Origin of the sequence: Actinomadura rubrobrunea NBRC 15275, assembly GCF_001552235.1 — a bacterium.
GTDB classification, from domain to species: domain Bacteria; phylum Actinomycetota; class Actinomycetes; order Streptosporangiales; family Streptosporangiaceae; genus Spirillospora; species Spirillospora viridilutea.
On the sequence record NZ_BCQU01000035.1, the window covers coordinates 34,274 to 54,882 of the forward strand.

12 protein-coding genes and 1 other RNA gene are annotated in these 20,609 nt (G+C 76.8%); 11 read left to right on the plus strand and 2 right to left on the minus strand.

What is annotated here, in order from left to right:
* Positions 1-205 precede the first annotated feature (205 nt).
* From AR3_RS13415 to AR3_RS13440, 6 genes are all read left to right on the plus strand, one after another.
* The gene (locus tag AR3_RS13415; protein WP_067913893.1) at positions 206-1,261 is read left to right on the plus strand and encodes a polyhydroxyalkanoate synthase family protein; all 1,056 of its coding nucleotides are present in this window, start codon (positions 206-208) and stop codon (positions 1,259-1,261) included.
* A gap of 193 nt (positions 1,262-1,454) precedes the next feature.
* Positions 1,455-8,429, plus strand: a complete 6,975-nt coding sequence (locus AR3_RS13420; protein WP_067913896.1) for a type I polyketide synthase — start codon at positions 1,455-1,457, stop codon at positions 8,427-8,429.
* Positions 8,426-11,533 carry a polyketide synthase family protein gene (locus tag AR3_RS31705; RefSeq protein WP_067913899.1) on the plus strand — a complete coding sequence of 1,036 codons (3,108 nt, stop codon included), beginning with the start codon at positions 8,426-8,428 and terminating at the stop codon, positions 11,531-11,533. The genes AR3_RS13420 and AR3_RS31705 overlap by 4 nt, the downstream gene beginning before the upstream one ends.
* Positions 11,534-11,661: 128 nt before the next feature.
* Positions 11,662-12,369 (plus strand): alpha/beta fold hydrolase, encoded by a 708-nt coding sequence (locus AR3_RS13430; RefSeq protein WP_067913901.1) that lies wholly within the window; start codon positions 11,662-11,664, stop codon positions 12,367-12,369.
* A gap of 219 nt (positions 12,370-12,588) precedes the next feature.
* Positions 12,589-13,860, plus strand: coding sequence for a glycosyltransferase (locus tag AR3_RS13435; protein ID WP_083951464.1), 1,272 nt, complete (start codon positions 12,589-12,591; stop codon positions 13,858-13,860).
* On the plus strand, positions 13,857-15,731 hold the full coding sequence (locus AR3_RS13440) for a class I SAM-dependent methyltransferase (protein ID WP_067913904.1): 1,875 nt from the start codon (positions 13,857-13,859) through the stop codon (positions 15,729-15,731). The genes AR3_RS13435 and AR3_RS13440 overlap by 4 nt, the downstream gene beginning before the upstream one ends.
* 33 nt (positions 15,732-15,764) lie before the next feature.
* Here the strand turns inward: AR3_RS13440 and AR3_RS13445 are convergent, their stop codons facing one another.
* Positions 15,765-16,163, minus strand: coding sequence for a hypothetical protein (locus AR3_RS13445; protein WP_067913907.1), 399 nt, complete (start codon positions 16,161-16,163; stop codon positions 15,765-15,767).
* 43 nt (positions 16,164-16,206) lie between these two features.
* Positions 16,207-16,620, minus strand: a complete 414-nt coding sequence (locus AR3_RS13450) for a DUF6191 domain-containing protein (protein WP_067913910.1) — start codon at positions 16,618-16,620, stop codon at positions 16,207-16,209.
* 255 nt (positions 16,621-16,875) lie between these two features.
* Here AR3_RS13450 and AR3_RS13455 point away from each other — a divergent pair, with 255 nt between their 5' ends.
* The 5 genes from AR3_RS13455 to AR3_RS13475 all read left to right on the plus strand — a co-directional run bounded on the left by AR3_RS13455 (position 16,876) and on the right by AR3_RS13475 (position 20,579).
* A complete protein-coding gene (locus tag AR3_RS13455) occupies positions 16,876-17,799 on the plus strand; it encodes a Nif3-like dinuclear metal center hexameric protein (protein ID WP_067913913.1) in 924 nt (307 codons plus the stop codon).
* On the plus strand, positions 17,796-18,539 hold the full coding sequence (locus AR3_RS31710; protein WP_067913916.1) for a zinc ribbon domain-containing protein: 744 nt from the start codon (positions 17,796-17,798) through the stop codon (positions 18,537-18,539). The genes AR3_RS13455 and AR3_RS31710 overlap by 4 nt, the downstream gene beginning before the upstream one ends.
* Complete coding sequence (locus AR3_RS13465; protein WP_067913919.1) at positions 18,536-19,675, plus strand: bifunctional RNase H/acid phosphatase; 1,140 nt, start codon at positions 18,536-18,538, stop codon at positions 19,673-19,675. Before AR3_RS31710 ends, AR3_RS13465 begins: the two co-directional genes overlap by 4 nt.
* A 75-nt stretch (positions 19,676-19,750) precedes the next feature.
* Positions 19,751-20,139, plus strand: an RNA gene (rnpB, locus tag AR3_RS13470) — RNase P RNA component class A.
* 242 nt (positions 20,140-20,381) lie between these two features.
* Positions 20,382-20,579: a hypothetical protein gene (locus tag AR3_RS13475; protein ID WP_067913922.1), complete on the plus strand. Its 198-nt coding sequence runs from the start codon at positions 20,382-20,384 to the stop codon at positions 20,577-20,579.
* The last annotated feature ends 30 nt before the right edge of the window (positions 20,580-20,609 follow it).

Below are 20,609 nucleotides of genomic sequence, written 5' to 3' on the forward strand. Positions count from 1 at the left end.
CGGCGGGACCGGAAACGGAACGCACGGTTCCTTCGCACGCGTCCCATCGTTTTCGCGGTTTGTTTCCGGTGCGCGGCGACCGGGTCGGCGAAGGGGATTTAACGCGGTCTTCACAGGGATGTGATATGAAGCTCAACGTAGGCTCTCGCAGAATGGTGCGAGATTCTCCACGCCGGGCTTGTTGAATGGAGCGGACAATAGCGAAATGAAGCCGTCCCCCCGAAGCGTGCGCGACGCCGCGGCCAACCTCGTCCGCAAGGCGCTGAACGGCCGCGTCGCCGACCTGCGCCCGCTGCCCGCCGAGGCGGCCGAGCTGGAGCCGTGGGGGTGCCTGCGCCGCTACCGGCCGCCCGAGGGCGTGATCCCCACCGGGCCGCCGGTGCTGTTCGTGTCGCCGCTGGCCGCGCCCGCCCGCTGCTATGACCTGCGGCGGGGCTGCAGCCTGGTGGAACACGTGGTGGCCCGGGGACGGCGCGGCTACCTGATCGACACCGGCCCGCCGCGGTTCGCCGACCGCGGCGCCGCGCTGGCCGAGTGGGCGGGCCGGACGCTGCCCGCCGCGATCCGCGCGGTCAGCCGCGACGCCGGAGGCCAGCCCGTGCAGCTGGTGGGGTGGTCCCTGGGCGGCGTCTTCTCCCTGCTGGCCGCCGCCGATTCCACGCTGCCGATCGCCTCGGTCGCCGCCGTGTCCGTCCCGGCCGGACCGGTGTCCGTTCCGGCGCCGTCCGCGGGCCTGTCCCGGATGCTGGGCGAACGGCCGAACGCCGTGTTGGCAAACGTTTTCCGGATCGCCGACGTCGACAAATACCTGCTGCGTCCTTACAAGATTGTGACCCGCATTGACAACGCCGAGTTCCTGGCGCAGGCGGAGGCGGTCGATCATTTTCTCGGCATGATGCCCACCGCGCCGGGGCGCGCCGCGCACGAGGTGTACGCGACGTACCTGCGGGAGAACGCGCCGCGCGGCGGCCGGATCGAGGTCGGCGGCCGCCGGGCGCGGCTGGCGGACGTGCGGGCGCCCGTCCTGCTGATCGCGGGACGCGCCGACGCGGTGGCGCCCGTCCCGGCCGTCCGCTCGATCGCGCGGCTGCTCACGGGCTCCGGTCTGGTGCGGTTCGTGACCGCGTCCGGCGGCCACCTGGGCGTGCTGACCGGCCCCGCGGCCCGCGAGGACGCCTGGACGCACCTGGACCGGTGGCTCGACGAGGGCGTCCTGCGCCACGGCATCCGGGCGCACCGCCGGGAGGCCGCCACCGTCTGACCCCTCCGCCGGCCGACGCCCCGCCGCATCCGGGGTGTTCGCTGGTCAAGGGACCTTCCAGGGAAGCCTTTGGAGAGGCGTAATCAGCGCGCTCCCTGGTGTGTCGCCTGAGTGCTCGTCTCGTCGCCGAACGTAGTCTGCCCAGCGTCGCGGGCCCTGCCCGCGCCCAGGGTGGAACGTCGGGGGGCAGTGCATGACGGCTGACAAGGGCGAGCTTCGAACCGGACGGGCCGTCCGGCGGGCGGAACGGAGCGAGGCGGACGCGGGGCGCGGCGACAGGCCGTCGCAGCCGCCGTCCGGCGCGCCGTGCGAGGCGCCGTTCGACGAGGCGCCGTTCGACATCGTCGCCATGGCCCCGTTCGGGCAACCCGTTCCGCGGCTGACGGTCGCCGCCGCCCGGGCCGGCGCCCTCGGCGTGCTGGACCTCGGCGTCGACCGGGCCGCCGCGCTCGAGGCCCTGGCGGAGGTCGGCCGGTGGTGGGACGGCTCGTTCGGCGTCCGCATCCCCGCCGGGTGCGGCATCCGGCCGGACGACCTGCCGGACGCCGTCGACACCGTCATCATCGACGCCGCCGCGCTCGGCCTGGCCGGCGTCGCCGACCACGGCCCCGGCGGGCACCGCGCGGCGCCCGCCCCCGGCGGCGGCTCCCCTCCGACGTCCGACGGCGGCGGCCCGGGATCCGCGCCCGAGAGCGCGCCGGGCGGCCTGCCGGTCGCGATCCCTCGGGCGCGCGGCGCGATGAAGCGCGGAACGGGCGCGTCGCCCTCGCTGCCCGTGCCGCCGCCCGCGCCGCCCGGCGGCACGTCCCAGGCCGCCGACGCGCCTCTGGGGGACGACGACCTGGACGACGTGGTGTCCGTCCGCGTGATCCCGGCCGCCGAACGCCGACGCGAGCAGCAGGTCGAGGCGTCGGCGCCGACCGAGGGCGTCATCGTGCTCGACCGCGAGGAGGCCGAGCGGCGCAAGGCCGCGAGCAGGACGTCGCCCGGCCTGCCCGGCGACCGGATCGACGTGGCGGCGCTGGCGCGCGGGCGGCGGCTGCTTGTCGAGGTCGTCGACCCGGCGGAGGCGGAGGCGGCGGTGCGGCTCGGCCGGGAGCTGTCCGAGGACGGCGACCGCGGCCCCCGCATGGTCGGGCTGATCGCCCGCGGCGGCGAGGCGGGCGGCCGGGTCGGCGACCTCACCACGTTCGTGCTGCTGCAGCGGCTGCTCGGCGACCCGGGGATCGAGGCGCCGGTGTGGGCGGCGGGCGGGATCGGCCCGCACAGCGCCGCCGCCGCCGTGGCGGGCGGCGCCGCCGGCGTGGTGCTGGACGTGCAGTTCGCGCTGGTCCGGGAGATGGAGCTGCCCGACGACGTCGTCGCCGCGCTGACCGCCATGGACGGCAGCGAGACCCGCGTGGTGGGCGGACACCGCGTCTACGCCCGCCCCGACCTGCCGGAGATCGACCTGGACGGCCTCGGCCCGGCGGAGGTCAACGCCCGGCTCGGCGCCACCGGGCTGCGGTCCCGGCTGCTGCCGGTCGGGCAGGACGGGGCGCTGGCCGCCCCGCTCGCCGCCCGGTACGAGACCGCGGGCGGCGTCGTGCGGGCGATCCGCGAGCAGGTCGCCGCGCACCTGCGGGCCGCGGTGCGGGCCCGGCCGCTGGCGCCCGCCGACAACCCGCCCGGCTCGCCCGCCGGGCGCGAGTACCCGGTGGCGCAGGGCCCGATGACGCGCGTCAGCGACCGGTCGGCGTTCGCCGCGGCGGTCGCGCAGGACGGCGGCCTGCCGTTCCTGGCGCCGGCGCTGATGAGCGGCACGCAGACGCGCCGACTGCTGGAGGAGACCGCCGACCGGCTGGGCGACCGGCCGTGGGGCGTGGGCGTCCTGGGCTTCGCGCCGCCGGAGCTGCGCGAGGAGCAGCTGGCGGCGGTGCGCGCGGCGGCGCCGCCGTTCGCGCTGATCGCGGGCGGGCGGCCCGCGCAGGCCGCGTCCCTGGAGGAGGCGGGCGTCGCGACGTACCTGCACGTCTCGTCGCCGGGGCTGCTGGAGCGGTTTCTGGCCGAGGGGGCGCGCAGGTTCGTCTTCGAAGGCATGGAGTGCGGCGGGCACGTGGGGCCGCGCGCGGCGTTCCCGCTGTGGGACGCGCAGGTCGAGCGGCTGCTGCGGTGGTCCGACGAGCACGCCGGCGGCGACGCCTCCGAGCTGTCGGTGATGTTCGCGGGCGGCATCCACGACGAGCGGTCGGCCGCGATGGTCGCGGCGCTGGCCGGGCCGCTGGCCGAACGCGGCGCCGACGTCCGCGTGCTCATGGGCACCGCGTACCTGTTCACCTACGAGGCGGTGGCCGCGGGCGCGATCCAGCCCGGTTTCCAGCAGACGGCGTTGAGCTGCGAGGGCACCGCGCTGCTGGAGACCTCGCCGGGGCACGCGACGCGGTGCGCCCGCACGCCGTACGTGGAGGCCTTCGAGCGGGCGCGGCGCGAGCTGGAGGCGGCGGGCACCCCGCCGCACGAGATGTGGGCGCAGTTGGAGGAGCTCAACCTCGGCCGGCTGGGCATCGCCGCCAAGGGCCTGCGCCGCGGCGACGCCGACGGATCGGCCGCGCCGTCCGACGGGGACGCGGCCTCCGCGGGGCAGCCGCAGCCGTTGGACCCGGACGAGCAGCACCGCGAGGGCCTGTACATGATGGGGCAGGTCGCGGCGCTGCGGTCGGCCACCACCACCATCACCGACCTGCACGAGCAGGTCACCACCGGAGCCACCTGCTTCCTGGAGAGGCGGGCCGCGGCGCTCGGCATCCGCGTCCCCGAGGAGGAGCCGGAGGGGCGCGCGGCGCCGCGGGCCCGGCCGCGGCCCGACCGGCCCGCCGAGGACGCGGCGCCGCCGTCGGACATCGCGATCGTCGGCGTCGGCTGCGTGTTCCCCGGCGCCCGTGACGCGGGGGAGTACTGGGCCGCCGTCGTCGGCGGCGTCGACGCGGCCGCCGAGGGGGCCGTCCTGCCGGACGTGCCGGTCGACCCGCACCGCCACGGCGTCGCGGAGGCGTCGCCGGAGACCCTCGAGCCGGTGCGGGTGCTGGCGCTGGAGGTGGCGGCGCGGGCGCTGGCCGACGCCGGGTACGCCGACCGTCCGTTCGACCGGCCCCGCTGCTCGGTGGTCTTCGGCGCGGGCCTCGCCGGTCACGTCGCCGACCGGCTCGGGCTGGGCGGCGCCCACAGCACCGCGGACGCCGACCGCGCCGCGTCGCTGGAGGGCTTGGAACAGGCGTGCCGGCTGCTGACGGGCGGCACCAGCGACATGGTGCTGTACGGGGGCGCCGACGTGATCGCCGACCCGGACGCGGCGGGGAATCGGCGCCCGTCGGGCCGGTGCGCGCCGTTCGACGCGTCCGCCGACGGCATCGCGCCGGGCGAAGGCGCCGCCTGCGTGGCGCTCAAGCGGCTGGACGACGCCGAACGCGACGGCGACCGCGTCTACGCGGTGATCAAAGCGGTGGCCGGGGCGGACGACGTGCGGACGGCGCTGGAGCGGGCCTACGCCCGCGCCGGCGTCTCACCTGCGGACGTGGGGCTGGTCGAGGCGGACGGCGCCGGCACCGAGGAGGACGACCGCGCCGAACTGGAGGCGCTCACGCGCGTGTTCGCCGAGGCCGGGGCGGAGCCGGGCAGCGTGGCCCTGGGGGCGGTGACGTCCCAGATCGGGCACAGCGGAAGCGCCGCCCCGCTCGCCGGTCTGATCAAGGTGGCCTGCGCCGTGCACGCCGGCGTGCTGCCCGGCACGCCGCACGTCACCGAACCCAACCGCGCCTGGGACCCCGCCACCAGTCCGTTCGCGTTCGGGGAGCGGGCGCGTCCCTGGCCGGCGCCGCCGGGCGAGCGGTACGCCGGTCTCAGCCGCGGCGGTTTCCACGCCGTCCTGGCCGGACACCGGGGCGCGTCCGAACCGGTGTCCGGGCTGGACCACTGGCCCGCCGAGCTGTTCCTCGTCCGCGGCGCCGACCGCGCCGCCGCCCGGGAGCGCCTGGACCGGCTCGCCGAGCTGGCCGCGTCCGGGGCGCGGCTGCGCGACCTGGCGCGCACGGTCGCGGCCGACGACGGCCCGGTGCAGGCCGCGATCGTCGCCACCGGACTTGGCGATCTGCGCGACAAGCTCGCCGCCGCCCGCGAGTTCCAGGCGGTGCCGGGGGTGTTCGTCGCCGAGCGGGCCGCCGGCGCCGTCGATCCGGGGCAGGTGGCGTTCCTGTTCCCCGGGCAGGGCGGGAGGCGGCCCGGGGTGCTCGCCGACCTGTTCATCGCCTTCCCGCGGCTGCAGCGGCTGCTGCGCCTGGACGGCGGCCGCCACGCCGCCGCGATGTTCCCGCCGGCCTCGTTCACGCCCGAGGACGCCGAACGGCGGCGCGCGGCCCTGGCCGACATCCGCGTCGCGGAGCCCGCGCTGGGCATCGCCGGGCTGGCCGTGCACCGGCTGCTGACCGAGCTGGGCGTGCGTCCCGACATGGCCGCCGGGCACGGCCACGGCGAGCTGGCCGCGCTGTGCGCGGCCGGGGTGTTCGGGGAGGACGACCTGACCGCGATCAGCGCGGCCCGCGCCGAGGCCGTCCTCGCCGCGACCCGGGCGGGCGGCGGCGACGCGGACTCGGCCGACCCGGGGGCGATGGCCGCCGTGGACGCCCCGCTGTCCGAGGTCCGCGGGGCCCTGGCCGGCGTCGGCGGGGTCGTCGTCGCCCGGCACGACGCCCCCCGCCAGGTGGTGATCTCCGGGACGACCGCGGCCGTGCGGCGGGCCGCGGCCGAGCTGGACGGCCGCGGCCTGCGCGTCCGCCCGGTCCCGGCGCCCTGCGCGTTCCACAGCCCGCTGGTCGCGGGCGCGTCGTCCGCGCTGCGCGCCGAGCTGGCCCGCCGCGACCTGCGCTCGCCCGCCTTCCCGGTGTGGTCCGCCGCCACCGCCGCGCCGTACGACACCGACCCCGAGGAGCTGGCCGCCGCGCTGGCCGGGCAGGTCGCCGCGCCGGTCCGGTTCGTCGAGCAGATCGAGGCGATGTACGCCGCGGGCGCCCGCGTGTTCGTCGAGGCCGGGCCGGGCGGGACGCTGACCGGGCTGGTCGACGAGATCCTCGACGGCCGTCCGCACATCGCCGTGGCCTGCGACGCGTCCGGCGAGGACGGCATCGAGCGGCTGCTGTGCGCGCTGGCCGAACTGGCGGTCGCGGGCGTGCCGGTGGACGCGGCGGCGCTGTTCGCCGGGCGGGACGCGCGTCCCGTCGCCGCAGGCGGCCCGGCCGACGCGCCGCGCTGGACGGTGAACGGCCGCACGATCCGAGCCGAGCACGCACGCCCGGCCGACGCGCCGCAGCCCGCCGGACGAGCCGCGCAAGCACCGGCGACGGGCACGGACGCCGAGGGGGACGAGCGCTCCGTCCCGGCCCGTGCGCCGTCCGCGCAGAGCGACGCCGCCGAGGCCGCTGTTCTGGAGTACCTGCGCGTCATGCGCGAGCTGATCGCGGCGCAGCGCGACGTCATGCTGCGCTTCCTCGGCGCGGCCGAGGACGTCGCCGACGACGCGGGGACCGGGGACGACCTGCCGCCGACCGAGACGCAGGACGCGCCGCGCGGCGCGCCGACCGTCACGGTGCCCGAGCCGCGGCCGAGCCCCGTCCCGGAATCGGAGCCGGAGCCGGAACGCCCCGCCTCCGCCGCGCAGGAGGAGGCGCCCGCGCCGGAGCCGCCGGCGGCGGTGCCGCCGGTCCGGCAGGTGGTGCGGATGGCCGAGCTGGCGTCCCCGCAGGCCGCCGAGCCGGCGGCGGGCCGGTTCGACGGCCGCCGGTTCCTCATCGTCGACGACGGCTGCGGCATCGCGCTCGAGCTGGCCGACCTGCTGGAGCAGCAGGGCGCGCGGGTCCGCACGCCGCTGGAGCCGGACGCGCCGTGCGACGGCCTGATCCACCTGGCGGCGCTGCGGCCGGGCGCCGGGCCGATGCTGCCCGGGGCGTACGCCGGCATCCGCGACGCGCTGCGGGGCGGGCTGCGCTGGCTGGTGCTGGCCTCCGGCGCGGGCGGCACGTTCGGCCACGAGTTCGCCGGCGGCGCCGGCGACCCGACGGCCGGGGCGGGCCTGCGCGGGCTGGCGCGCACCCTGGCGCAGGAGCACCCCGAGGTGCTGGTCCGCGCGGTGGACGTCGACACCAAGGAGAACCCCCGCGCGGTGGCCGAGCACATCATGGCCGAACTGCTGACCGCGGACGCGCCGGTCGAGGTCGGCTACGACGCCGAAGGCCGCCGCCGCACGCTCGTCGTCGTCCCCGCCGAACCGCCCGCCGACCCCGCCGGGCCCGCCGACGCGCCGTCCGCCGGGGGGACCGGCCGGGCGCTCGCCCGCCTCGGCCTGGACGCGGGCGGCGTGGTGCTGCTCACCGGCGGCGCCCGCGGCGTCACCGCCCGGCTCGCCCGCGAGCTCGCCCGCGCCGCCGGCTGCCACCTGGAGCTGGTCGGCCGCACCCCGCAGCCGCCGCCGACCGAGGACCCGCTGATCGCCGCGGCCCGGGACGAGGCGGCGCTGCGCCGCGCGCTGCTCGCCCAGGGCGCGGCCCGCACGCCCGCCGAGATCGACGCGGCCATCCGGCGGATCACCGCCGAGCGGGAGATCCGCCGGACCCTGGAGGCGCTGCGCGGCTCGGCCGCGTCCGTCCGGTACCACGCGGTCGACGTCCGCGACCCGCAGGCGGTGCGGGCCGTGGTCGAGGACGTGTACGCCCGGCACGGCAGGCTGGACGGCGTCGTGCACGGGGCGGGGCTGCTGGAGGACCGCCCGGTGCGCGACAAGGAGCCGGAGTCGTTCGCCCGCGTCTACCGCACCAAGGTGGACGGGGCGTGCGCGCTGGCCGCCTCCGTCCGCCGCGACCTGAAGTTCTTCGTCGTGTTCGGCAGCACGGCGGGCGTGTACGGCTGCCCGGGCCGGGCCGACCACGCCGCCGCCGCGGACGCCTGCGACACCCTGGCCCGCGTGTGGCGCGCCCAGCTGCGCGGCCGCGTGCTCGTCGCCGACTGGGGCCCGTGGGCCGGGGGCGGCGGGACGGCGCCCGCCGACGGGCCGCTGCTCGACCCGGACGCCGCCGTGGCCGCGCTGCTGCGCGAGCTGGCGTTCGGCGACGAGGCGCAGGTGGTGTTCACCGGGACCGCCCCGTGAGCGAGCCGATCGCGATCGTCGGCCTCGGGGCGGTGTTCCCCGGAGCCGGGTCGGCGGCCGAGCTGTGGCGCAACGTGCGCGCCGGAGTCGACGCGATCACCGACGTGCCCGAGCACCGCCGCGACCAGGGCCTGTGCCGCGCCCTCGCCGCGCCCGGCGGATCCGGCGAGGACGTCGTGCGCCGCGGCGGGTTCGTCGACGAGCTGGCCACCGTGGACCCGGCCCGGTTCGGCATCACCCGCGCGGCCGCGGCGGACATGGAGCCCGACCAGCTGCTGGCGCTGCGCACCGCCGCCGAGGCGATCGCCGACGCGGGCGGCGAGGAGCGGCTGCCCGACCGGTCCCGGGTCGGCGTCGTCATCGGCCGCGGCGGCCACATCACGCCGGGCGTCGCGCGACTCGACCAGCGGGTCACCACGGTGCGGCAGCTCCTGGTCACGCTGCGGGAGCTGATCCCCGAGCTGGACGGCGAGCGCCTGGAACGGCTGCGCGCCGCCCTCCGCGAGCGGACGGCGACGGGCGGTGCCGCGGCCGCCGTGCCCAGCCTGGCGGCCTCGCTGATCGCCGACCGGTTCGACCTGCGCGGCCCCGCCTACACGCTGGACGCGGCGTGCGCGTCCGCGCTGGTGGCCGTCGAGCACGCGGTGCGGGCCCTGCGGTCGCGGCAGTGCGACGCGATGCTGGCCGGGGCCGTGCACCACGCCCACCACCCCACCGTGTGGAGCGTGTTCGCCGACCTGGGCGCGCTGAGCCCGAGCGGTCTGATCCGGCCGTTCGACCGGTCCGCCGACGGCACGCTGCTGGCCGAGGGCACCGGGATCGTCCTGCTCAAGCGGCTGGCCGACGCCGAACGCGACGGCGACCGCGTCCACGCGGTGGTGCGCGGCGTGGGCACCTCCAGCGACGGCCGCGGCGACGGCGTCCTGGCCCCGCGGGTCGACGGCCAGGTGCTGGCGGTGCGGCGGGCCTGGCGGGACGCCGGGCTGGACCCGGCGGAGCCGGACGCGGCCGGGCTGGTGGAGGCGCACGGCACCGGCGCGCCCGCGGGCGACGCGGCCGAGCTGCGGACGCTGCTGCGGGTGTTCGGGGCGCAGGGGCCGCCGCTCGGCCTCGGCACGATCAAGTCGATGATCGGGCACGCCCTGGCCGCGGGCGGGGCCGCCGGGCTGATCAAGGCGGCGTGCGCGGTGCGCGACGCGGTCCTGCCGCCGACGCTGCACGTCGACCATCCGCATCCGGCGGTGGAGGGGACCCGGCTGCGTCCCGTCCGCCGCGCCACCGAGTGGGAGCGCCCGGCGACCGGGCCGCGCCGCGCGGTGGTGAACGCCTTCGGCCTGGGCGGCTGCAACGCCCATGTGATCCTCGAAGAGCCGCCCGCGCACGCGTGCTTCACCGGGGTCGTCCCGCCGGAGCCCGCGGCGGCCTTGACCGCGGCGGACGGGGCGGCCCGCGGGCGGGAGATGCGGCTCGACCTGGGCGCCCCGCTGATCCGGCTCGACGGCGCCGTGCCCGCGTTGCGCCTGGCGTCCGCCGCGGACGACGCCGCCGAGGCCGCGCTGCCGGAGCCGTCCGGCGACGGCCCGGTGGCGGCCGCGATGAACGCGCTGCTGCGGGAGACCGCGGAGAGCGCGCGGGCCGTCCTGCGCGCCCTGGACGCCCGCGCCGGCCGGGGCCGCGGCGGCGCTCCCGCGGCGGCGCGGCTGACGGCCTCGCGCGTGTTCTCGCTGGACACGATGCCCTACGTCGTCGACCACTGCATGATCCCGCAGCCTTCCGGCTGGCCGGACAGGTCCGACCGATTCCCGGTCGTCCCGCTCACGACCCTGCTGGAGGTGATGGGGGAGACGGCCCGCCGGCTGTTCCCCGACCTGGTGGTCGTCGGCTTCCGGGACGTGCGGGCCAGGCGGTGGGTGGTGGCCGATCCGCCGACGAGCGCCGAGATCCGCGCGCACACGACCGCCGCGGGACGGCCTCATGACGGCGTGCCGCGCGAGGTCAGCGTCGCCATCGGCGACCACGCCGACGGCACCGTGCTGCTCGCCGCGCACTATCCGAAGCCGCCGCAAGCAGGCGCCCCCATCGCGGGGGAGGGGCCGCCCCTGGTGAACGCCGCCCGCTTCTACGAAGAACGCTGGATGCCCCAAGGGCCGCTGTACCGGAGCGTCTGCGACATCGGCGCGGTCACACGCGACGGCGTGCGCGGCACGCTGGTCTCGCTTCCCACGCCCGGGGCGCTGCTCAACGGTGCAGGCCAGTTGTGCGGCCACTGGATGCAGGTGTACGGGGAGAAAGACCAAAACGTCTTCTCCGCGGAAATCGAGCGGATTTTCTTCTACGGCCCGCAGCCCCCGGTGGGGGAGCGTTTGGACGCCAACGTCCGCCCCCTCACCGTCACCGACACGGCAGTGCGGTACGCCGTGGAGGTCGCCGGCGCCGACGGCATGGTGTGGGCGCGCCTCCACGGCTGGACGATGCGCCGCCTGTACACCGACGAGGCGTTGTGGCGGATGAGGTTCAGTCCCGAGCTGACCTGTGCGGGAGAGCCGCAGCCGGGCGGCTGGTGCCTGGCCCGCGAGCATTGGGACTCGGCCCTGACCCGCGAGCTGGTGATGCGGCTGTATCTGGGCGCCGCCGAGCGCGCCGACTACCAACGTCTCGCGCCGGATGCCCAAGGACCGTGGCTGCTGGGCCGCATCGCCGTCAAGGACGCCGTGCGGACCTGGCTGTGGGAGCACGGGCACGGGCCGCTGTTCCCCGCCGAACTGACCGTGCAGGACGACGCCGCCGGGCACCCCCGGGTGACCGGCCCCTTCGACACCGAACTGAACGCGGCCGTCGCGTGCGCCGCCGAGCTGGGCGTCGCGCTGGTCCGTCCAGCCCCGGAACCGGCCCGAATCGCCATCGCACCGGTACCGGACGGGGCGGAGGCGTCGGAACGGGCGGCGCACCGGCAGGCGCTGGTGGACCGGCTGCGCGCCGCGCCGGACGAGCCGGTGACTCAGGTGGCCTCGCGCGTGGTGGACGGTCACGTCGTCGCCTGGACCGTCGCCGCGCACGGCGCGCCCACCGAGCGCCGGCGCACCGAGGACAAGGGGGAGAAGTGACCAGGACAGCAGGGGAGACCGCGCGCGGCGTGCCCGCCGGGGTCGTTCGAATCGTCGTCGCAGCCGACCGCGTCGCGATGCGGCCGCGCGCGCCGCGTCCGCGGCCGGCCCTCTGACCCGGCCGCGTCATGGGCATGGTGCTGGCGCGCGGCCTGCGCTTCCACGTCGTCGACATGGGGACCGACGACGGAGAGCCGGTGGTGATGCTGCACGGGCTGTTCACCGGCAGCATCGCCACCTGGTACTACACCGTGGCCCCCGAGCTCGCCCGGACCCGCCCCGTGCGGCTGCTGGACTGGCGGGGGCACGGCCTGAGCGAGCGTCCCCCGACCGGTTATGACAGCGCCACCATGGTCGCCGATCTGGCCGCCCTGACCGGGGACCTGCCCCCGTTCGCCGTCGTCGGGCACAGCTTCGGCGCGGTGGTCGCGGTGCGGTTCGCCCGCGCCCACCCCGGCAGGGTCACCCGGCTCGCCCTGGTCGATCCGCCGTTCACGAAGATCGACCGCAAGGCCGCCGAACAGCTCGTCCGGTTCGACGGGGACGGGTGCCTGGCCCAGCGCGCGACCGCGCTGGCGAACGAGACGACCGTGCTGGACGACCTGGCCCGCGAGTCCCTGGTGACGGCCGAGGAGCTGCGCGCGCTCGGCGACCTGCCGGTGCTGACCGTGGTCGGGGCCGACTCGCCGTTCCGGCCGTCCGCCGACCTGGTGGCGCGGGCGCTGCCCGCGTCCCGCCGCCACGTGCTGGACGGAGGCCACGACCTGCACACCACGGCGCGGGAGCCGCTGACGCGCCTGCTCGCCGAATTCCTGGAGGACTCAGCAGATGCCTGAGGTGACCGCGCGGGGCGTGCGCTTCCACGCCCAGACGTCGGAACCGTCAGAATCGTCGGAACCGCCGAAACCGCCCCATACCGCCTCTCCGCCGGCCGCGGCGTTCGCGCACGGTCTCGCCTCGGACCGCCGACGGCCGGGACCGTCGGCGCCGTCGATGGTCGGTCACGCGGGCGCGAACGCCTTCTCAACCGCTGCTGCCGCGGAAGGCGGTGTGCTGTGAGAGCACGTCGCGTACGGGTGCCGTCGCTGAGCGCGGTGCTCGCCCCCACGCCGGGCCTGCCGTCCACCCAGCGCAGCACCAAGACGTCGCGGTTCCTGTTCGCCGTGCCGCCGTTCACCGGCCACATCCTTCCGACCGTCGCCGTGGCCGCCGAACTCGTCCGGCGCGGTCACAAGGTCGCCTGGGTGGGGCACCGCGACAGCATCGCGCCCCTGACGCCCAGGCATGCGCGCATCTATGACGCCGACGGCGCACCCCTCGTCCAGCGGCTGCGCGACCTAAGCGACGGGGACCAGGAGCTGCTGGAGCCCGCCGCCCTGCGCTCCCTGTGGGAGCAGGTCCTCGTTCCCCTCGGGCACGCGATGATGCCCGGCGTCCAGAACGCCCTGGACCGGTTTCGCCCGGACGTGGTCGTGTCCGACCAGCAGGCGCTGGCCGCGCCCGTCGCCGCCCGCCTGCGGGGCCTGCCGTGGGCGACCTCGGCGGCCACGCCCGTCGAGCTCACCCGGCCGCTGCGGGACCTGCCCAAGGACGAAGAGCGCGTGCGCGAACTGATCGGGGACTTCCAGCTCGACCACGGCATCGAGGACCTGCTCGACCCGCGCTTCTCCGACCACCTGGTGCTGGTGTTCTCCACCGGCGCGCTGGTCGGCGACGCGGCATCCTTCCCCGACCGGTTCGTCTTCGTCGGCCCCTGCTCGACCGGTTCCGCCCCGGCCGGTCCGCGCACGGACGACGACGTCCCGCGGGAGTGGCCGGACGGCCGCCCGGCGGTGCTGGTGACGCTGGGCACGGCGCGCGGCGCGGCCGCCGAGCGGTTCCTGCGCGCCGCCGTCGAGGCCGTCGCCGGCCTGGACGTGCGGGCCGTGGTCGTCGCCCCGCCCGGCGCGCTCGCCGATCCGCCGCCGAACGTGCTGGTACGCCGCGACGTCCCGCGGTCCGCCCTGCTGGAACGCATGGCGGCGGGCCCGGCGGTGGTGCTGTGCCGCGGCGGGCACCGCACCGTGTGCCGGAGCCTGGCGCACGGGCTGCCGCTGGTGCTCGCGCCCACCCGGTACGACCACTCGGTCATCGCCCGCCGGGTCGCCGAGGCGGGCGCCGCGATCATCGTGCGGTTCGACCAGGCGACGCCGGTCGAGCTGCGCGCCGCGCTCGGCGCGGTGCTGACCGACGAGGACCACCGGCGGGCCGCCGCGCGCCTGCGGCGGTCGTTCGCCGAGGCGGGCGGCGCGGCCGAGGCCGCCGACCGGCTGGAGAAACTGGCGTGATCTGGCTCCCCCTCGCCGTCGCCGCCGGGCTGCTGGCCAACGCGCTGCGGCTGCGGCGCCGCCTGGGATCGCTGCCCCGCCTTCCCGTCTCCGGGCGGCGCGGCCGGTCGCTGCGCTGGGACGGCTCCTACGACACCGACACCCCCGGACACGACGAGTCCTACGGCCTGGTGATGGCGGAGGGCGCCGTGGTGTCCGGGCAGTTGCGGCGCGCCGCCTGCGCCTACGCCCGCCAGCACGGCCTCCAGGTGCTCGACCTGGTCCCGCGGGACCTGCCCGTGGAGCGCGCCCTCGACCTCGCGCGCGGCGTCGACCGGAACGCCTACCGGTCCGACCCGCTGGCCTTGGGGAACGGCGCCGGATACGCCACCGTCGTCGACGAAGACGTCCTGGAACGCACCGGCACACGGCCCCGCGCGCTCGATCCCGGCGAATACGGCGCGCTCACTCTCCGCCTGCGCCAGTACGCCCGCCCCTTGGAAGACGGCGTCTTCGCGGCCGACCTGGCCGTCGTGCCGTGCCGCGTGCCCAGGGGCGTCCCCTCCTGCGCGGGACGGCGAGCGTGGCTGCGCGGTCTCGGCGTCTCGGTGCCGTGGACGGTCGGCACGTCCATGACGAGCTACGCCCTCGTGCTGGCGTCCCTGGCCGCCGCGCCGCGGTGGGGCGCGCTGGCGGCGCTGGTCTACTGCGCCGTCCCCTACCTGGTGTTCACCGGCACCCCTGTTTCACCGCGGGACCTGCACCGGATGGCCCTGCTGCGGCTCGTGCTCACGCCTTGGAACTGGTGGCGCACCCTCAGGGACGCGCCGTGCGCGTGGGAGCGGATGCGGGAGCGGACCTGGGGGCAGGCCCGTGAATGGTACGGCACCGCCTTGGCCGACGGGATGGAGCGGTTCTTCCAGCCGCGGCGGGACGACTGCCCCTGGTGCGGCGCCCGCTCCCTCCAGCACCATCTGACCAGCGCCGACGTCATCCAGGCCAAGCCGGGCCGCTTCACGCTCGACCGCTGCCGGGCCTGTGGCCACATCTTCCAGAACCCCCCGCTCACCGCCGCCGGCCTGGAGTTCTACCGGCGCGACGTCTACGACGGGCTCGCCGCCGAAACCGCTGAGCACGCCCTGGCCGCCCAATGCCGCGTCCATATGGCCCGCGCCGAAATGGCCGTCGCCGCCCACCTGGCCCCGCGCGCCTGGCTGGACGTCGGCACCGGCCGCGGCCACTTCTGCCGCGTCGCGCGGACCGTCCTGCCCGGCACCGAGTTCGACGGACTGGACCAGGGCGACGGCGTCGAGGACGCGGCGGGGCGCGGCTGGATCCGCCGCCCCTACCGCGGCGCGCTCGCCGACCTGGGAGACGAGCTCGCCGGACGCTACGACGTCATCAGCATGCACCGGCACCTGGAGCAGACGCCCGACCCGGCGACGGAACTGGACATCGCCATCAAGATGCTCCCGCCGGGCGGGCACCTGCTCGTCGAGCTGCCCGACCCCGAATGCCCGCTCGGGCGGCTCCTGCGCCGCTTCTGGGCGGGCTGGCTGCAACCCCGCCACCTGCACCTGATCCCCATCGGCAACCTGGAGCGCGCGCTGACCGCGCGCGGCATGCGGATCGTCGCCCGCCGCCGGCGCCGCGCCCACCGGCGCCACGACCTGGCGTCCGCCGTGCTGATCGCCCTGCAGGCGTTCGGGCCGCCGCCCGGCCGTCCCTGGGCGCCCCGGGCGCGCGCCGGGGCGCGCGTCCGGTACCTGGCCGCCGCCGCGGCGGCGCGTCCGCTGGCGGCCGCCGCGGCGCTGCTCGACCGGCTCCTGGTGCCGCTCGTCCCCGGTCCCGGCAACACCTACCGCGTCTTGGCCCGCAAGTACCACGGCTGATCGCCCGCCGCGGGCGGGACGCCCGAAGCACGATCAGATCTTCGGGGTGAACAGGCGGCGGCCTTCGGGGTCGTCCGGGCGCGCCTGGACGCGCAGCGCCGTCTCCACCAGCTCGACCGCCCGGAGCAGCGCGACCAGGCGGGCGCCCTCCGCGCGGTAGGCGTCCAGGACGGCCTCGACGCCGTGCGGGGGGACCATGCCGCCCAGCTCGACTCGGGCGGTGCGGAACCCCTCCCGCGCGGCCTCCACGGCCGCGCTCACGTGGTGCCGCGCCATGCGCGCCAGCGCCACCGGGTAGCGGCGCAGGACGCCGTGACGGCGGTAGTCCGGCGGCACGAGGTCGAGCAGCCACGCCGTCGCCGTGTCCTCGAAGCGCTCGGTTCCGGGCGGATGCACCTGGGCAGGCCAACCGGGCGGAACGTACGTGCTCACCCTCTCACGATAACCCGATATCGAACATCCGTTCGATATCGGGTCACGACGCCGTCGCGCCGTCCGCCTCCGGGTCTCCCGGCGCGGCCCCGTTCCCGTCGGACGGGCCGGACGCCGACCGCTGGATGCGGATCTTGCCGGTGCTCAGGTCGGGGCGTCCGCCGCGGCCGGCCTGCAGCCGGTCGTCGTGGCGGCGCAGCTTCTGCTGCTGCTGCTCCTCGACCTTCACCCGGCGCGACCCCTCGAACACGCTGGCCAGGTCCTCGAACATCGCGCCGCCGAACCCGGCCCCGGTCGAGCCGTCCCCGCGGATCGCGCCCATCAGCGAGGTCTTGCCGGTGCCCTCGGTGGGCCAGTCGACCACCTCGTGCTCCGGCTTCGGCCTGGCCTTGGACTTCGCGCGGTCGGCGGCACGGCCCTTCAGGCGTCCGCGCCTGCGGCGAAACGGCAGCTTCACGTGAACACTCTCGCAGAGCCCCGGCGCGCCGGGCGCGCGCTGCTGATCCGCGCACCGAGAACCGTGCGGTTGCGGCCGTGCACGCCACCTCCAGTGGTGGAAGAGACAACTGGTTCGTCCGAGCCTACGTGGTTCGTGCCCACGAAGCCCGTCTCGTACCGCCGAGACCACGGATTTTCCACACGATAACCGGTGCGCGGCGGTGAGCCGCGTCGCGGCTCGGCCGGGAGCGCCCGGGGGCGGTAGCCTGCGGGCGTGCGTCTGTCCCATGTCATCGAGGTCCTCGACACGCTCTACCCGCCCTCGTGGGCCGAGTCGTGGGACGCCGTCGGGCTGGTCTGCGGCGACCCCGACCAGGAGGTCCGCCGGGTGATGTTCGCCGTGGACCCCGTGGCGGCCGTCGTCGACGAGGCCGTGGAGTGGGGCGCCGACCTGCTGGTCACCCACCATCCGCTGCTGCTGCGCCCGGTCAACAGCGTGGCCGCCGCCACTCCCAAGGGACGGCTCGTCCACCGCCTGATCCGCAACGGCACGGCCCTGTTCACCGCCCACACCAACGCCGACGTCGCCGACCCCGGTGTGTCCGACGCGCTCGCCCGCGCCGTCGGCCTGACCGGGGAGCTGCGCCCCATGGTCCCCGCCGCCGACGACCCGCGCCGCGGGCTCGGCCGCGTCGGCGCGCTGCCCGAGCCGCTGCCGCTGCGGGAGTTCACCGCCCGCGTGGCCGCCGGGCTCCCGGCCACCGCGTGGGGCGTGCGGGCCGCGGGCGACCCCGACCGGCCCGTCCGCACCGTGGCCGTCTGCGGCGGCGCGGGCGACTCCCTGCTCGACACCGCCCGCGCCCTCGGCGTCGACGCCTACCTCACCGCGGACCTGCGGCACCACCCCGCCTCGGAGTTCGCCGAGCACGGCGGGCCCGCGCTGATCGACGCCGCGCACTGGGCGACCGAATGGCCGTGGCTGGCCGACGTCGAACGCCGCCTGCGCGCCGCCCTCGCCTCCTGCGACGCCTCCACCGAGCACGCCGACCACGCCGAGCACGCCGACCACGCCGCCACCGCCGCGCGCCCGGCCTCCGCGCCGCCTTCCGCCGCCGCGGAGGCCGAGCGCAAGCTGGAGACCCGGGTGTCCGCGCTCGTCACCGACGCGTGGCGCCTGCACCACGAAGGAGCAAAGTGAAAGCCGCACCGCAAGCCCAGCTGCGCCTGATCGATCTGCAGGAGCTGGACACCAGCCTCGACCGCCTCGCGCACCGCCGCCGCACGCTGCCCGAGCTGGCCGAGATCGAGCGTCTGCAGGCCCGCGTGCGCGAGCTGCGCGACGCCGTGGTCGCCGCCGAGACCGAGATCGGCGACCTGGACCGCGAGCAGCGCAAGGCCGAGCAGGACGTCGACCAGGTCCGGGCGCGGGCCGAGCGGGACCGCAAGCGCCTGGACTCCGGCCAGGTCTCCTCCGCCAAGGACCTCAGCGGGCTGCAGGCCGAGCTCGCCTCGCTGCAGCGCCGCCAGTCCGACCTGGAGGAGGTCGTCCTGGAGATCATGGAGCGGCGGGAGGAGGCCGAGGGCCGGCTCGCCTCGCTGCGCGCCGACCTGCAGGCCGCCGAGGCCGACCTGGCCGACGCCGAACGCCGGCGCGACGAGGCCTGGCGGAAGATCGACGAGGAGACGGGCACCACCAGCGCCGCGCGCACCGCGGTCGCCAAGGACATCCCCGCCGACCTGCTCGACCTGTACGAGAAGCTGCGCGGCCAGTTCGGCGGGGTGGGCGCCGCCAAGCTGCACCGGGGCGCCTGCCAGGGCTGCCACCTGGCGATCAACACCGTCGACCTCAACCGCATCCGCGCCGCCGCGCCGGACGAGGTGGTCCGCTGCGAGGAGTGCCGCCGCATCCTCGTGCGCACCCCCGAGTCGGGGCTGTGAGCGCGTCCCGCCCCGGCCGCAGACTGGTCGTCGAGGCCGACGGCGGGTCCCGGGGCAACCCGGGACCCGCCGGGTACGGCGCGCTGGTCCGCGACGCGCTCACCCGGGAGGTGCTGGCCGAGGTCGCCGAAGCGATCGGCACCGCCACCAACAACGTCGCCGAGTACCGCGGCCTGATCGCCGGGCTGCGCGCCGCCGCGGGCGTCGACCCGTCCGCCCGCGTCGAGGTGCGGATGGACTCCAAGCTCGTCGTCGAGCAGATGTCCGGCCGCTGGAAGATCAAGCACCCGGACCTGGTCCCGCTGGCGCTGCAGGCCCGGGAGATCGCCGCGGGCCTCGGCTCGGTGTCGTACGAGTGGGTGCCGCGCGACCGCAACACCCACGCCGACCGCCTGGCCAACGAGGCCATGGACGCCGCCGCCCGCGGCGAGCACTGGACCCGCGAATCCGGCGGCGCCTCCCGCGAGACCGCGCCCGCCCCCGAGGAGGACGACGCGGCCCCCGCCTGGTCGCCCCCCTCCACCACCCCGACCACCACCTACCTGCTCCGGCACGGTGAGACGCCGATGTCGGTGGAGAAGCGCTTCGCGGGCACCGGCGACGTCCCCCTCACCGACGTGGGCCTCGCCCAGGCCAGGGCGGCCGCGCGGGCCCTGCGCGACGCGGGGATCGAGGCGATCGTCACCTCGCCGCTGAGCCGCTGCCGCGACACCGCCGCCGAGGTCGCCGCCGCCACCGGAGCGCAGGTCCGCGTCGAGGACGGCTTCCGCGAGACCGATTTCGGCGCCTGGGAAGGGCTCACCTTCGCCGAGGTGGGGGAGCGGTGGCCGGACGAGCTGAAGGCGTGGCTGGCGGACCCGTCCGTCGCCCCGCCGGGCGGGGAGAGCTTCACCGACGCCGCACGCCGCGTCCGCACCGCGCTGGACAAGCTCAAGGTCCGCTACCGCCACCGGAAGGTGCTGGTCGTCACCCACGTGACGCCGATCAAGCTGCTGGTGGTGACCGCGCTCGGCGCCCCCTTCCCGGCCATGTACCGCATGGGGCTGGACGTGGCGTCGCTGTCGCGGATCGACTGGTACGACGACGGCCCGGCGACGCTGCGGTCGTTCAACGACGTCCACCACCTCGCCTCCTGACGGGCCCCGGCCGGCGCCCGTCAGGAGGCGCGCTCCCGCCTTGCCGGGCTTCGATAGGCTTTGTCGTACGGCGGACGAGCCGGCCGGACGGCCGCGTCGGGGCCTCGCGCCCCGCCGAGGAAGGTCCGGGCTCCACAGGGCAGGGTGGTCGGTAACGCCGACCCGGGGTGACCCGCGGGACAGTGCCACAGAAAACATACCGCCATCGGGCGACCGGTGGTAAGGGTGAAACGGTGAGGTAAGAGCTCACCAGCGCCCACGGTGACGTGGGCGGCTCGGTAAACCCCACCCGGAGCAAGGTCAAGAAGGGAAGCGCACGCTTCCCGCGCAGGCGCTCGAGGGCTGCCCGTCCGATGCCTGCGGGTAGACCGCTAGAGGTCGTCGGCAACGGCGACCCGAGATGGATGGCCGTCACCGCCGCTGCCGCGGCGGTACAGAACCCGGCCTACAGGCCGACTCGTCCGCCGCTCTTCCCCATCCATCCGCCATTCATCCGCCGCCTCCCCGGACGGCGCGGGCGGAGCCTTCGCGGAGGGAATCGGACGGCGAGGCGAACAACGGCAATCCGTTCGCTACTTCGGGTCATACGACACAGTTGAGTCGAAACGGCGCGGCTAACGTCCGAAGTACGGCCGATCACAGGGGGACGGCCGGTGGCGGCGGGGTCCGGCCCCGAGAGGGCGGCCCCGGGGAGAGAGGAGCGCCGATGTCCGTTGTGGCGATCGTTGCCGGTTTCACCGCCTTGCTGGCCTCACTGGTCTTCCTGGCGGACTTCGCCCGGAGCACCCGGTGCGACGACCCCCGCCTCCCCGCTCCCAACGCGCGGGCCCGGCGGCACCGCTGGGCGGTCGGGATGTACACCCGCGGCCCCGAGGAGCGGCGCCTGGAAGAGCTCGTGCACTGATGGCGGGGACGGACGGCGGGCCGTCGACGG

Excerpts from the sequence above, each read along its gene's own strand:
- AR3_RS13475 (WP_067913922.1), top strand. The coding sequence starts at position 20,382 with ATGTCCGTTGTGGCGATCGTTGCCGGTTTCACCGCCTTGCTGGCCTCA.
- AR3_RS13430 (WP_067913901.1), top strand. The coding sequence starts at position 11,662 with ATGGGCATGGTGCTGGCGCGCGGCCTGCGCTTCCACGTCGTCGACATG.
- AR3_RS13415 (WP_067913893.1), top strand. The coding sequence starts at position 206 with ATGAAGCCGTCCCCCCGAAGCGTGCGCGACGCCGCGGCCAACCTCGTC.
- AR3_RS13420 (WP_067913896.1), top strand. The coding sequence starts at position 1,455 with ATGACGGCTGACAAGGGCGAGCTTCGAACCGGACGGGCCGTCCGGCGG.